Genomic DNA, 13,551 nt, shown 5'->3' on the forward strand with positions numbered 1-13,551 from the left:
GACTGGTTAGAACGGATCGTTAAGCGTTACACCGACGCCAAGACGCGTCTGGCGATGGTTATAGTCAATAAGGGATTCACCATAACCGCTGAACAGCTGCGTGTAAAAGCGCACGTGTTCAGTAATCGGATAGCTCCACGCGAAGGTTGCACCGCCGTAGCCGCTATTCCAGTTGTAGTTGCCTTCCACGCTGAAAATGCTGTCGCCGAGCATATAGCCCAGCTTCGCGCGGTAGTAGCCCATGTATTTGGTGATGTCCGGGTTATCGTCGTTGCTGGCGCTTTCCGGCAGACGATACCAGGGTTTGATTTCCGCCAGGAAGTTGCCGTTCTCCGCCATCAAGCGGGCGTAAGCGCGGTTCCAGCTGCGTGACGTTGGTTCGCTGCGGCCGTTTGACTGATGATTCAGCCCCAGCTCGACGTCGCGTAATGTCCAGCCGCCCAGCAAATAGTCGGTGGCACAGCCGAGAAAAATCTGCGGCTCATAGTTGATTTCACGAAACGGTGATGAAGCACCCCGGTTCGACAGCTGCCACCAGGAGCGCTGAGTATACGACGCGGCCAGCACCGAGTTGTCACCCAAAATGCCGCGCCACAGCGGAAACGCCAGGTTGAGCTGAAATTTTACTTCATCCTTTTTCGCTTTGTCTGCCCAGTTGTAAGAGGAAATCGCCTCTTTATTCATGTCGCTGGTGTAGGTGTAAAGCAGATAGTTATTTTCATAGGGATAAAGCACGAATGGGTTATCGTGTTTTTCCAGCAGGTTAGCGATAATACTGCCCTTCACCGCTGGTGCGTCATGAACCTCTTTCACGGTGGCTTCATCGGCCTGCGCCAGCGCAGGAACCATAAATGCCGCGGCCAGCAAGGCGTACTGCTTACGCATAGAATTCTCCAGAGCGCTGCAAAAGTTATCGTCGGGCGACGGTTCAAAAAGCACGCCATTCTACACGAAACCCGGTGGTTGATTAGCGCGGATTTCTGAAACTGGAAAGCGGCGCGAACGCGGCATAATATACACAATTCTTTAACATCTTAAGGCAGGAAAAATGTCATCCCCGATGCTGACACAGCAGGAAGCGCGCCGGCTGATTAGCGAAATTTTTGTCTATCACATGCCGTTTAATCAGGCGCTGGGCCTTGAGCTGGATCGCCTCGAAGCCGATTACGCCGAACTCGGCTTTGCCAATAAAACCATGCTGGTGGGTAACGCCGCGCAGCAGATTCTGCACGGTGGCGTCATCGCCTCAGTGCTGGATGTTGCCGCCGGGCTGGTGTGCGTCAGCCATGCGCTGTCGCGCCAGCAGAGCATTAGCGAAGAGGAGCTGCGTCAGCGCCTGTCACGCATGGGCACCATTGATATGCGCGTCGAGCTGCACAATCAGCAGGGCGATTACATCGCCACCGCGATTGCGACCTATCTTATTGGTTAACTTCGCGCGGCCTGCCACACTCGCCGCTTTTCTGGAATAGATGATGGATACGCAACAAACGCGTCAGGGCATTTTTTATGCGCTGGGCGCTTACTTTATCTGGGGCATCGCACCGGCCTATTTCAAGCTGGTCAAAGAAGTGCCACCGACAGAAATTATGACCCACCGCGTGATTTGGTCGGCCCTGTTTATGCTGGGGCTGATTACCCTGAGCCGCAGCTGGCGTCAGGTGCGCAGCGTGCTGGCCCAGCCGAAAAAAGTGCTGCTGCTGGCGCTGACCGCACTGACCATCGGCGGCAACTGGCTGCTGTTTATCTAGGCGGTGAATAATCAGCATATGCTGGAGGCCAGCCTTGGCTACTTCATCAACCCACTGATTAACGTGGTGTTTGGCATGCTGTTTCTGCGCGAGCGCTTCCGCCGTCTGCAGTGGCTGGCGGTGCTGCTGGCGGCCACCGGCGTGCTGGTGCAGCTGTGGCAGTTCGGTTCGCTGCCGATCATCGGCCTCGGTCTGGCGCTGAGCTTCGCGCTGTACGGGCTGGTGCGCAAGAAGATTCAGGTTGATGCACAGAGCGGCATGCTGATTGAAACCAGCGTGGCTGTTCCCGCTGGCGGCCATCTATCTGTTTGGCTTTGCTGACAGCGCCACCAGCCACCTCAGCGCCAATCCGCTCAGCCTGAACCTCAAGCTGATCGCCGCCGGCATCATTACCACCATTCCGCTGATGCTGTTTGCCGCCGCCTGCGCGCGCCTGCGCCTGTCGACGGTCGGTTTCTTTCAGTATCTGGGGCCGACGCTGATGTTCCTGCTGGCGGTACTGTTTTACGGTGAGAGCCTGACGCCGGATAAAATGGTGACCTTCGGCTTCATCTGGCTGGCGCTGGCGATCTTCATTCTGGACGCGCTGCTGTTTTCAGCCCGCACGCGCGTGCGCATAGCGTGAGATAAAACGGGCCATCGCCGGGCCGGTGAGCAGAATGGTAAACAGACGCAGCGTCTGTAGCGCCATGACAAACGCGATATCGACCCGGCTGCCAGCAGCAATAATCGCCACCGTATCCAGCCCGCCCGGGCTGGTTGCCAGATAAGCGGTCATCAGATCGACGTGCAGCACGCGCGTCAGCATACACGCCAGCCCCCCGCACAGCAGCATCAGGCCGATAATCGAGGCGACCATTTGCGGCAGCGTGCGCAGCGCCAGCAAAAAGATCGGGCGGGTAAAGCGCAGGCCAACGCTCCAGCCGATCAGCGCATAGGCCAGTGCCAGCAGCCACTCCGGCACCTGCAGCGTCGCGACCCCCGTTCCGTGCAGCGTGGCACCCATCAGCGCCGGCAGCAGCAGCGCGCCGGACGGGATACGCAGCTTCTGCCCCAGCCACGCACCCGCCACCATCACCAGCAGCGTCAGCGCGAAGCCACTGTGCAGCGGCGGCAGCCAGACGATATGGGCCGCAGCCCCGCTGCTGCCGAGGCCGATGCGGGCCACCACGGCCGCCGCGGTGGCAACAAACAGTACGCGCAGATATTGCATAAACGCCACCAGCCGCACGTCGGCGCCGAATCGCCCGCCATCGCCACCATTGCGGACGCACCGCCCGGCGACGATCCCCACGCGCCGGTCGGGCCCGGCAGCGAGCTAAAGCGCACCAGCAGAAAACCGAACAGCCCGCTGGCCGCCAGCGTCAGCAGCAGCACCGCCAGCACCACCGGCCAGTCATCGAGGAGCGGCGAGAGGATTGCTGGCGACAGGCTCTGGCCGATCATGCAGCCCAGCACCGCCTGCGCCAGCACGAACAGCCGTTTGTCGATGCGCACGGTTGCGCCGCTCAGACCCATAATGGTACCGACAATCATCGGACCGAGCAGCAGTGCGGCCGGCAGGTGTAATAGCTGCAGCAGGCAGTCCAGCACCAGCGAAGCCGTCAGCAGCAGCGCCCACTGCTGCCGCAAAGAGAAACGCGCCATAAGGTGGAAATCAGAAATTGAGTTGAGGCAACAGGTTAGCAGATTAGAGCTGGCGCGTCAGGGGTAAGGCGCTGGCAAAGGACCGCACGCTATTGTAGCGGCGCAATTTATTGCGCTCAGGATTGCGTATTAATGACGCGAATGCCACGGCGCAATGTGCTGAGCATCCGTTAGACAAAGCGCGATGAATCGCGCCGCTACGGTTTTGTGCGATGATGCAATGCTGTGCGATTACAGCCAGTTCTTCCGTTTGAAATAGAGATACGGCGCCAGCCCGGCAAGAATCATCAGGCCAATCGCACCGGGATAACCAAAGCTCCACTTCAGCTCCGGCATAAACTCAAAGTTCATGCCGTAGCTGGAGGCCACCAGCGTCGGCGGCAGGAACACCACGGACACCACCGAGAAGATTTTGATGATGCGGTTCTGCTCGATGTTAATAAAGCCCATCGCCGCCTGCATCAGGAAGTTAACCTTCTGGAACAGCGATTCGTTGTGCGGCAGCAGCGATTCGATGTCGCGCAGGATCTCGCGCGCCTGCTCCAGCTGATTGCCCGGCAGCCGCGCTTTACGCACCAGGAAGTTCAGCGCACGCTGGGTATCCATCAGACACAGACGCACTTTCCAGCCGATATCCTCCAGCTCCGCTAGGCGCGACAGCGCGTCGTCGTACTCTTCGCCCTGCTGCCCTTCCATGATCACGCGACTGAGTTTTTCCAGCGCGCTATAGATGTTCTCGATCTCATCCGCCAGCTGCTCGATTTTAGTTTCGAACAGATCGAGCAGCAGCTCGTAGGCGTTGCCGTCGGTCAGCTGCTGATTGCGCGCGCGCATGCGGTACAGGCGGAACGCCGGCAGCTCACGCTCGCGCAGTGTGTACAGACGATCTTCGCGGATGGTAAACGCCACGGTGGAGTTGCCGGCGTGATCTTCAGCATCTTCAAAAAAGAAAAAGGAGTGGATGTGCAGGCCGTCTTCGTCCTCGAAGAAACGTGCCGAGGCCTCAATGTCCTCCAGCTCGGGGCGCGTTGCCAAGCTCTGCCCCAGTTCCGACTGCACGCGCTCACGCTCGCTGTCGTCCGGCTCGATCAGATCGACCCACACCGAGGTGTTGAGTTTGTCGTTGTTGTCTTCCAGCTCGATGCGCGTCAGGCGATCGCGCTCCAGTTTAAATGCGCTCAGCATAGCAATACTCCCCATTGCAGACGACATGGGACAAGGCGGTGAACCGCAGTGCTGCTGGCACCACGGGCACGGCAAAGCCTGAACGCGGAAACTTTCGCTTCAAGGGTAAATCAGTGCTGACTCGTGCGACGGGATCAAAAAGGGAGGTCGCTAATAACCGCTAAGGCTACCCGCGTTAAAGAGGTAGCCTTAGAAATTGTCCCTGTTAACCAGGGTATAGAGCCAGCATCGACTGGGCGCGTCCAAGGCATTGTCCTCTCATGATAATAGTGCGCGCATGTTACGCTGAGACGAAAAAGTCGTCAAGGTAGCGCAACCGCGCTACACGGTTTCCAGCCGGACGTAAGCCGCCACCAGCCACTTGATGCCCTGGCCCTGGAAGGCCACCTGCAGACGGCTGTGCTCGCCGCTGCCTTCCAGATTGATGATGGTGCCTTCGCCGAACTTAGCGTGGCGCACGCGCTGCCCGAGCGCGAAGCCGCTGTCGCTCTTCGCCACCGGCGTGCCCATGCGCTGATGGCTCACCGGCCGGCTCACGCTGGCGCGCAGCCGCACCTCTTCCACGCACTCTTCCGGCAGTTCACCAATGAAACGCGACGGCCGATGATACACTTCTTTACCATAAAGGCGGCGGGTTTCAGCGTAGGTCAGCGTCAGCTTCTCCATCGCGCGCGTCACGCCGACATACGCCAGGCGACGCTCCTCCTCGAGACGGCCGCCTTCGTCCAGCGACATCTGGCTTGGGAACATGCCCTCTTCCATGCCGACGATAAACACCTGGCTGAACTCCAGCCCTTTCGCCGAGTGCAGCGTCATCAACTGCACCGCATCCTGCCACTTGTCCGCCTGGCCTTCACCGGCTTCCAGCGCCGCGTGCGACAGAAACGCCTGCAGCGGCATCAGATCTTCGTCTTCGTCCTGGTAGCTGAACTGGCGCGTGGCGGTGACCAGTTCCTCTAAGTTTTCGATACGCGCCTGGCCTTTTTCGCCCTTTTCCTGCTCATACATCAGCCACAGGCCGGAGTCTTTAATCACCCGATCGGTCTGTACGTGCAGCGGCAGCTCAGCGGTTTCCGTCGCCAGCGCATCAACCAGCTCGCAGAAGCGCTGCAGCGCCGAGGCGGCACGGCCGGCCAGCGCTTTGGATTGCAGTAGTGCGCGCGTGGCCTGCCACAGCGTCAGCTGCTGCTCACGCGCGGTCTGGCGCACCACGTCAAGCGTGCGATCGCCAACGCCGCGCACCGGCGTGTTGACCACGCGCTCGAATGCCGCATCGTCATTGCGGTTGGCCAGCAGCCGCAGATAGGCCAGCGCATCTTTGATCTCCTGGCGCTCGAAGAAGCGCATGCCGCCGTAAATGCGGTACGGTATGCTGCCCTGCAGCAGCGCCTCTTCCAGCACGCGCGACTGGGCATTGCTGCGGTAGAGAATGGCGCAATCCTGCAGCGCGTTGCCGTTTTCATGCCAGGTTTTGATGCGATTGACGGCAAAGCGCGCTTCATCCAGCTCGTTGAACGCGCAATACAGCGAAATCTTTTCGCCGTCGCTGCCGTCGGTCCACAGCTCTTTCCCCAGACGGCCATTGTTGTTGGCAATCAGGGCGTTGGCTGCTTTCAGAATGTTATTGGTGGAGCGATAGTTCTGCTCAAGACGGATGGTCTCCGCGCCAAGGAAATCCTGCAGGAAACGCTGGATGTTCTCCACCTGCGCGCCGCGCCAGCCGTAAATGGACTGATCGTCATCGCCAACGATGATGACCCGGCCGCTGTCGCCTGCCAGCATGCGAATCCACGCGTACTGAATGTTGTTGGTGTCCTGGAATTCGTCCACCAGAATATTGCTGAAGCGCTCACGGTAGTGATTGAGAATCTGCGGCTTGTTGAGCCACAGCTCATGCGCCCGCAGCAGCAGTTCAGCGAAATCCACCAGTCCGGCGCGATCGCAGGCTTCCTGGTACGCCTGATAGATACGCAGCCACGTCTGCTCCACCGGATTGCCGTAGCTTTCGATGTGCTTAGGCCGCAGCCCTTCATCCTTTTTGCCGTTGATGTACCACATGCCCTGACGCGCCGGCCACTGTTTCTCGTCGAGGTTCATGGCTTTGATCAGGCGCTTGAGCAGACGCAGCTGATCTTCGCTGTCGAGGATCTGGAAATCCTGCGGCAGCCCGGCATCCAGGTGGTGCGCGCGCAGTAAACGGTGCGCCAGGCCGTGGAAGGTACCAATCCACATGCCGCCCTGGCTGGTACCGATCAGCTGGTCGATACGGTGGCGCATCTCTGCCGCCGCCTTGTTGGTGAAGGTCACCGCCATGATCGAGTAAGGCGAGCAGTTCTCTACCGACAACAGCCAGGCGATGCGATGCACCAGCACGCGGGTTTTACCGCTGCCTGCTCCGGCCAGCACCAGCAGATTGCTGCGCGGCGCGGCGACCGCTTCGCGCTGTTTGTCATTCAAGCCGTTAAGCAGATCGGAAACGTCCATAAGCACCGTTTTAAGCAAGTAGGATGTGTATCCTGCATCGTTCGCGTTGCCGCCAGGCGGCAAGGGCAGATATCTGCGAGGGCGTAATCAGCTAAGCGATCAGGTTGTTGACACACAGCCTACACGGCCGCGCGTTGCAGAATACAGAATACGACTGGATAAATTTACAGCCATTATAGCAGCGAGGTCAGCGATGCCAACTGATGAATTTCCACGTGTGGCAGCAGGCGCGCGTCATCAATCTTCATCAGATTGCCGTCACGCAGGTTGATCCAGCACGCCTGCAGACCGGCGCGCAGCGCACCGGCGACGTCGGTGGTCAGGTCATCGCCGACGTGCAGAATATGCTGCGGCGCAATGCCCAATCGTTCGGCGGCCAGATGGTACATATCCTGCCACGGCTTGGCGCGGCCGTGCGGACCGGCGCGCAGCGCGAACTGAAAGTAGTGATCAATGCCGAGCTTTTGCGGGTCGGCGTTGCCATTGGTGATCGCCACCAGCGGCACGCGTTCGCCGAGCCAAGCCAGCGTCTGATGCGTCTCTTCTGGCATCTCCACCGCACTGCGCCACTGATGAAACACGCTCATCACGTCGCGGGCACCTGCGCTGGCTTGCGCGGCCGGCAGTCCGGCGTTGAGCAGCGCCAGCTCTACCGAGCGGCGACGCCACTCAGAGACATCGTGATAAATTTCCGGTTCACGCAGCAGCAGTTCATCGCGCAGCGCCTGATAATCTTCAGGCTTAAACTCACGCAGCGCCGGGTGATAGGCCTGCAGCGCAGCGTGCGATTCCGCCGTGGTTTTGCGGATCACCGGATAGTTGTCATACAGCGTATCGTCGAGATCGAAGGTGATGGCTTTGATCGGGCCCAGCGGGCGATAAAACTTCATTCAGACTTTCCTCGTTTGGCACGCGGGTGCGCCGCATCGTACACCGACGCCAGATGCTGGAAATCCAGGTGGGTATAGATTTGCGTGGTCGAGAGGTTGACGTGGCCGAGCAACTCCTGCACCGCGCGCAGATCGCCGCTCGATTCCAGCAGATGGGTAGCAAACGAGTGGCGCAGCTTATGCGGGTGGATATGGCTGGCGACGCCCTGCTTAATGCCCCATTCGGCAAAGCGTTTCTGCACATTGCGCGCCGAAATACGGCTGCCGCGCGTCGACACAAAAACCGCATCATCCTGCGGCGCGAAGCTGTTGCGTAGCGGCAGCCAGTGCTGCAGCCAAGTGACGGCGGTGCCGCCAATCGGCACGCGGCGCTCTTTGCTGCCTTTGCCCCGCACCCAGACTTCGCCGCTCTCCAGGTCCAGATGACGACAGTCGATGCCCACCAGCTCAGCGAGACGTAAACCGCCGCCGTACATGGTTTCCAGCATGGCGCGGTCGCGCACCGCCAGCGGATCGTCGAGGTCGATCTCTAGCAGCTGGCTGACTTCGTCGACATCCATATTTTTTGGCAGATGCCGTGCGTTGCGCGGCGTGGCGATGCCTTTCGCCGGATTGGCGCTCAGCATGCCCTGACTGACCTGCCAGTCGAGAAAGCTGCGCAGCGCCGACATGCGCAGGGCCAGGCTACTGGCACCGAGACCGCCGCGCCGGCTGCGCGCCGCCAGACTGCGCACCTGAGCCGGTTCCAGCTGCGACCACGCGGTAATGTGCATGTCATCCGCCATGGCGATAAGCGCCTGCAGCTGGCGCTGATAATTTTTTTGCGTCAGCGGGCTGAGCTGGCGTTCGACTTTCAGATAGCGCAGAAAGCCCTCAACGGCCGGCAACAGCGGGCTGGCGCTGCTCATGCGCGCTCAACCCAGCGAGACAGCAGGTCGGGCAGCATTTGTGCCAGATGCTGTAGCAGCAGCGTGCCCATGCCCGCCTGATAGTGCTGGTTGTCGCGGCTGCTGAAGATCAGTACGCCGAGATCGCCCTGCTCGCCCATCAGCGACATCGCCACCGATCCTACGGCTTTCGCCTGCGGCAGCAGCAGCAGCAGCTCCGGTCCGTTCAGGCTGCCAAGGTAGTGATGCTGCTGACCAAAGCGCTGGATGCGCAGCGGCTCAAACGCCTGGTGTGACAGACCAAGCTGGGTGAAATCGGAGGGTGCACCGATGCGCCAGCGGTCGCTGAACAGCCGCACATTGGCGCCCGCCAGGCCAAGCTCGCGCGCCCAGCGGTGCAGGCGCGTCAGCATCTCCTGCAGGCTATCGGCCGCCGCGAGATGGCTCTGCAACGCCAGCAGGCGATCGAACAGCTGATGATTGGCGGTTGCCTGCTCCATCAGCAGCGTGATCTCTTCTTCCAGCTGCTGGATGTGGTTGCGCTGACGCGCCATATGCCACTCCACCAGCGATACGCTGCCGCGCACCGGATGCGGCACCATCATTTGCTCAACCTGGCGCGCATTGCGAATAAAGAAATCGGGGTTGTGACGCAGCCAGGCGCTCACCGCCTGATCGTCCAGCAAAACCGCGCTGTCGATCTGCTCTTCGATATTTTTCATAGATGAATAAACCCATCATAGACGTGTGTGGCTGGCCCGGTCATAAACAGCGGCTGACCGGCCCCTTTCCAGGCGATATGCAGCGTGCCGCCGGGCAGATCGACGCGCACTTTCACCGCCAGAATGCCCTGCTGAATGCCGCAGGCCACTGCGGCGCAGGCGCCGCTGCCGCACGCCTGGGTTTCGCCCGCGCCGCGTTCATACACGCGCAGACGGATGTGTTCCGGATTGACCACTTCCATAAAGCCGACGTTCACGCGCTCGGGAAAGCGCTCATGGCTCTCCAGCGCCGGACCGAGCGTCTCCACCGCGGCAGTTTTCACGCTTTCAACCTGAATCACGCAGTGTGGATTGCCCATTGATACCGCGCCAAACATCACGGTCTGCTCGGCCACGCGCTGCAGATACAGATTTTCCGCCTTGTTAGCACGCAGCGGCACCTGCTGAGGGTCAAAGTTGGGCTCGCCCATGTTAACGCGTACCAGCTCATCGCTGGTGACGCTCAGTACCATGCGGCCGGTCTGGGTGCTGACGCGAATGTCGCTTTTATTGGTCAGCCCTTTGAGGCGAACAAAGCGGGCAAAACAGCGCGCGCCGTTGCCGCACTGCGCCACTTCGCTGCCGTCAGCGTTGAAGATGCGGTAGTGGAAATCGAGATCCGGATCGTAAGGTGGTTCGACGATCAGCAACTGATCGAAGCCGATCCCCAGATGCCGATCCGCCAGGCGGCGAATCAGTTCCGGCGAAAAAAAGACGTTTTGCGTCACGGCATCGACGACCATAAAGTCGTTACCGAGACCGTGCATTTTCGAGAACTGCATTTTCTGCTCCGCCGGATGACTCATCGGGTTTAATTCGCCTGCACGCCAGCCGGTTTGCTGGTGACCAGGCCGCTGGTATCCGCATCCTGTGCCGCTTTCTGCTGCTGCTCAGTCACCGGCTGATTTTTCTGTTGCGGCCGATCGTTGGGCGGGAAATACAGCGGTCCTTTCAGGCCACAGCCTACCAGGCTGACCAGTGCCAGCGCCATACCCAGCTGGCTCATCACTCGTATCATTCTGTCTGCTCTTTTTATCCAAATCCCAGCTGCTTATCATCGCAGTTGACGTTGTAAAAGCAACAGGAAATATCCGGCAGAAGGTTCAGAAACGGGGGCAAGCCACTGCGTGCAGCGCAGCGGCTTTAGTGCATCTGGTAGCGCGGCTGGAAGTCGCCGTTGTCGTTGTCCGGCTGGGTGGCGCACAGCTGCGTCAGCGTCTGGCTGCGGAACGGAATCACCTGGAAGCGATCGCCGGCGTGCACAATCTGATAGAACTGCGGCAGGTTGAAATTGATAAAGCTGGAGCCGTAGGTAAAGCGATCGTGCGACGACGAATAGAAGCGGCTGACGTCACGCACCAGCTCCTCTTTGCTGCCTTCGCAATGGTGATACACCTCCACCCGGTTGCTTTCATCCAGGATATAGATGTTGAAGCCGCGATCGTCACTGGTGTCTTCAAAGAAGAACTGAATGATGCCTTCGCTGGCGTAGCCGTTGACCACCGGCGGTAGCTGCGTCTGGTTCGATTCAACTTTGATCGACAAACCGTGCAGCTTGTTGTTGGAAATCGCGCCGTAAAACTCGACCGCGTTTTCCAGCTTCTGCACTGAGACGCTCATGCGCTCGAAAAACAGGCCCCAGGTCTGACCGGCCATGCGCAGCGCTTTAAAGCGGCCTGGCTCCTGACACGTGCTCGACAGGCGCAGCTCAATGCATTCCGACACCAGCTGCTGCACGCGGGTACGAATCAGGCCGCGCAGATGCTGGCTGTAGCAGAATACTTCTACCGTGTCCGGCGGTGCGGCGTCCTGATGCATTTTGCCCAGAATGGTTTTCAGCGCTTCAATCATCGCCTGCTCGCCGCTGAAGTGCAGCGTACGCACTTCGTTCCACGAGTTGCGGTACAGCAGATCGATGCTGCCGATCAGGCACTGCTGCTGCTGACCAAAGCTAAACACATCCAGCTTGCGGAAGTCGAAGTGCACCACCTGATTGCGGAACGCCGAGGTCGGATCGTGTTCGAGGTTAACGATGATCGCCAGATGCCGGATTTCGCACGGGCTGTAGAGCGCTTTCGGCGTCGGCGCGGGCAGACGCAGCGGGAAGTGGCTGGACACATCGTTGACCAGCTCCTGCAGACGCGGCAGATCGCAGAACTCGTTGCCCTTGATGTGCAGACGGGTTTTGCGCGTCAGCAGTCCGTTAAACCACGCCCATGCCACTAACTTGTTGAGATAGCGGTTATATTCCAGCGGCTGATGGCTGATGATTGAGCTCATGTCCGGCGACTGGTTATACAGATACCAGCCGGCACGGTTGGCGCGCCCGGCCGGCACATGAATAAAGGTCAGGTTCTCTTCCGACAGATCGGGCGAGATTTGCGGGTTCACCAGCGTGACTTTGCCCGGCAGCGCTTCAAACGCGGCGTACAATTTACGCGTCAGCACGCCGATGTCCTGCGGGCTGGCGCTTACGCTTAAATTGTTGCGACGGGCAAAACGGATCAGGTTGCGATAGCTCTGCATCATCGCATCCAGCAGCTCGTTGTGCGCCTCGCGCACCCGTTCGATTTTCCACTGCGCGCGATTATCCAGCACCGCCAGCTTCTCATCGTCCCAGCACCACTCTTTCACCAGCTGCGACAGGATTTCACGCCGCCAGCCCGCGCGCGGATGCTGCTCCTCGCTGGAGAGTTTTTCGCACACTTTGAGGTAGAAACAGCGGCGCACCAGGTCGAGGCGTGCGGTGTCATCGACGCTGGTCAGGTAGCGCGTTACGCGCTCCAGCATCATGCAGTAGGGATCCAGACCGAAGCAGACAATTTCGCCGTCGTGCAGCCGCTGTTTGATATCCATCGCCAGCAGCTGCGTGTTCGGGTATTCCCAGCTGTAAGCTTCCAGCAGCAGGGTTTTCAGCACCGCTTTGTACGGCGAATCGATACTTTTATACAGCTGCCACAGGCTGGCACCGAAATACTCTTCAGCCGACAGCGTGCCGAGACCGCCGAGATCCAGCCACTCATTCGGCGTCAGCACGCCCTGTGAATAGAGCGACATCACGTAATCGTCGTAGCGATGTTCTTCTTCGCTAGGCACCATGTTCCACAGAATGCGTTTGCCCGCCATGCGCACGGCGGTACGGTAGAACTCATCCAGCAGTAAAATATGTTGGGTAGAACCGCAGTCCTCACCGCCGAGGCTGCCGCTCTCATTGTGGCGGAAACGGTTTTCGTCGATCAGGAAGAAGCTGACTTCCACACCCAGCGACACACACCATTTTTGCAGGAGGGTGCACTTGCGCTGCAGATTGAGACGCTCTTCGTTATCCAGCCATGACTGATGGCATACCCAGATGTCGAGATCGGAGACGCTGTTCTGGCCGACGGACGAGGTGCTGCCCATCGAGTAGATGCCGGTGATAGGCAGTTCACCCTTCACCGCGCTGCTGAGGTCGAGCGGATGGTCGCCCGCTAACTGTTGCAGCAGCTGCTGCTGGTTTTCATCAGGCGCAAAGAAGCTGACGCCATGGGGAACGTTACCTTCAAGGTAACCCGGTATCAGCGGATCATGATAATGCAGTAATGTTGGCAGCAGACTATAGACGTGCTGGAAAGCAGGTCCCATGGCAGCCAGTGCGCGATCTACACGCAGCTGGTTTATCGCATCCAGTCTCTGTTTCAGTGTCTCAATGTAGAGGTACAAGACGTTTCGCCTGATTGTCCCAGTGTTAAGCACCCTGTTTCCAAAATCTGCCGCTTAATAATAAAGATGTCGGGCAAATTATAGCTGGAAACGTGATCAATCTAACACCTAGAAGATTGACCGTAAAGAAAGTTGCGCTACCTGACAGTTTAGCACGTTCCAAACGTAGCCCTGCATTTTCAGACTCCAGCCTCAGAATCTGACGCCGTAAAAAGCGGGCTCCGGTCTGAGATTGCAGCCTAGT

10 protein-coding genes and 2 pseudogenes are annotated in these 13,551 nt (G+C 59.2%); 2 read left to right on the forward strand and 10 right to left on the reverse strand.

Annotated elements, in window-relative coordinates:
* Positions 1 to 6: 6 nt before the first annotated feature.
* Positions 7 to 885, reverse strand: a complete 879-nt coding sequence (pldA, locus tag AC6I8M_RS19400; protein WP_010617093.1) for a phospholipase A — start codon at positions 883 to 885, stop codon at positions 7 to 9.
* A gap of 163 nt (positions 886 to 1,048) precedes the next feature.
* Here pldA and AC6I8M_RS19405 point away from each other — a divergent pair, with 163 nt between their 5' ends.
* The gene (locus tag AC6I8M_RS19405) at positions 1,049 to 1,432 is read left to right on the forward strand and encodes a thioesterase family protein (RefSeq protein WP_498013572.1); all 384 of its coding nucleotides are present in this window, start codon (positions 1,049 to 1,051) and stop codon (positions 1,430 to 1,432) included.
* A 43-nt stretch (positions 1,433 to 1,475) separates the two neighbouring features.
* Positions 1,476 to 2,376: pseudogene (gene rarD, locus AC6I8M_RS19410) on the forward strand (EamA family transporter RarD).
* Here rarD and AC6I8M_RS19415 read toward each other — a convergent pair.
* From AC6I8M_RS19415 to AC6I8M_RS19455, 9 genes and pseudogenes are all read right to left on the reverse strand, one after another.
* A pseudogene (locus AC6I8M_RS19415) lies at positions 2,347 to 3,398 on the reverse strand (AbrB family transcriptional regulator). The pseudogenes rarD and AC6I8M_RS19415 sit on opposite strands and share 30 nt — an antisense overlap.
* A 231-nt stretch (positions 3,399 to 3,629) precedes the next feature.
* Positions 3,630 to 4,583: a magnesium/cobalt transporter CorA gene (gene corA, locus AC6I8M_RS19420; protein ID WP_010617090.1), complete on the reverse strand. Its 954-nt coding sequence runs from the start codon at positions 4,581 to 4,583 to the stop codon at positions 3,630 to 3,632.
* Positions 4,584 to 4,904: 321 nt separating this feature from the next.
* Positions 4,905 to 7,067: a DNA helicase II gene (gene uvrD, locus AC6I8M_RS19425; RefSeq protein WP_010617089.1), complete on the reverse strand. Its 2,163-nt coding sequence runs from the start codon at positions 7,065 to 7,067 to the stop codon at positions 4,905 to 4,907.
* A 173-nt stretch (positions 7,068 to 7,240) separates the two neighbouring features.
* Entirely contained in the window at positions 7,241 to 7,957 is a 717-nt protein-coding gene (gene yigB, locus AC6I8M_RS19430; protein WP_010617088.1) for a 5-amino-6-(5-phospho-D-ribitylamino)uracil phosphatase YigB, read from the reverse strand.
* Positions 7,954 to 8,865: a tyrosine recombinase XerC gene (gene xerC, locus AC6I8M_RS19435; RefSeq protein ID WP_498013573.1), complete on the reverse strand. Its 912-nt coding sequence runs from the start codon at positions 8,863 to 8,865 to the stop codon at positions 7,954 to 7,956. Before xerC ends, yigB begins: the two co-directional genes overlap by 4 nt.
* On the reverse strand, positions 8,862 to 9,566 hold the full coding sequence (locus tag AC6I8M_RS19440) for a DUF484 domain-containing protein (protein ID WP_010617086.1): 705 nt from the start codon (positions 9,564 to 9,566) through the stop codon (positions 8,862 to 8,864). The genes xerC and AC6I8M_RS19440 overlap by 4 nt, the downstream gene beginning before the upstream one ends.
* The gene (gene dapF / locus AC6I8M_RS19445; RefSeq protein ID WP_010617085.1) at positions 9,563 to 10,387 is read right to left on the reverse strand and encodes a diaminopimelate epimerase; all 825 of its coding nucleotides are present in this window, start codon (positions 10,385 to 10,387) and stop codon (positions 9,563 to 9,565) included. The genes AC6I8M_RS19440 and dapF overlap by 4 nt, the downstream gene beginning before the upstream one ends.
* A gap of 29 nt (positions 10,388 to 10,416) precedes the next feature.
* A complete protein-coding gene (gene lptM / locus AC6I8M_RS19450; protein WP_022548017.1) occupies positions 10,417 to 10,623 on the reverse strand; it encodes an LPS translocon maturation chaperone LptM in 207 nt (68 codons plus the stop codon).
* 125 nt (positions 10,624 to 10,748) lie between these two features.
* Complete coding sequence (locus tag AC6I8M_RS19455) at positions 10,749 to 13,307, reverse strand: class I adenylate cyclase (protein ID WP_010617083.1); 2,559 nt, start codon at positions 13,305 to 13,307, stop codon at positions 10,749 to 10,751.
* Positions 13,308 to 13,551: the final 244 nt, after the last annotated feature.

The sequence above is a fragment of the Type-A symbiont of Plautia stali genome (assembly GCF_059731155.1).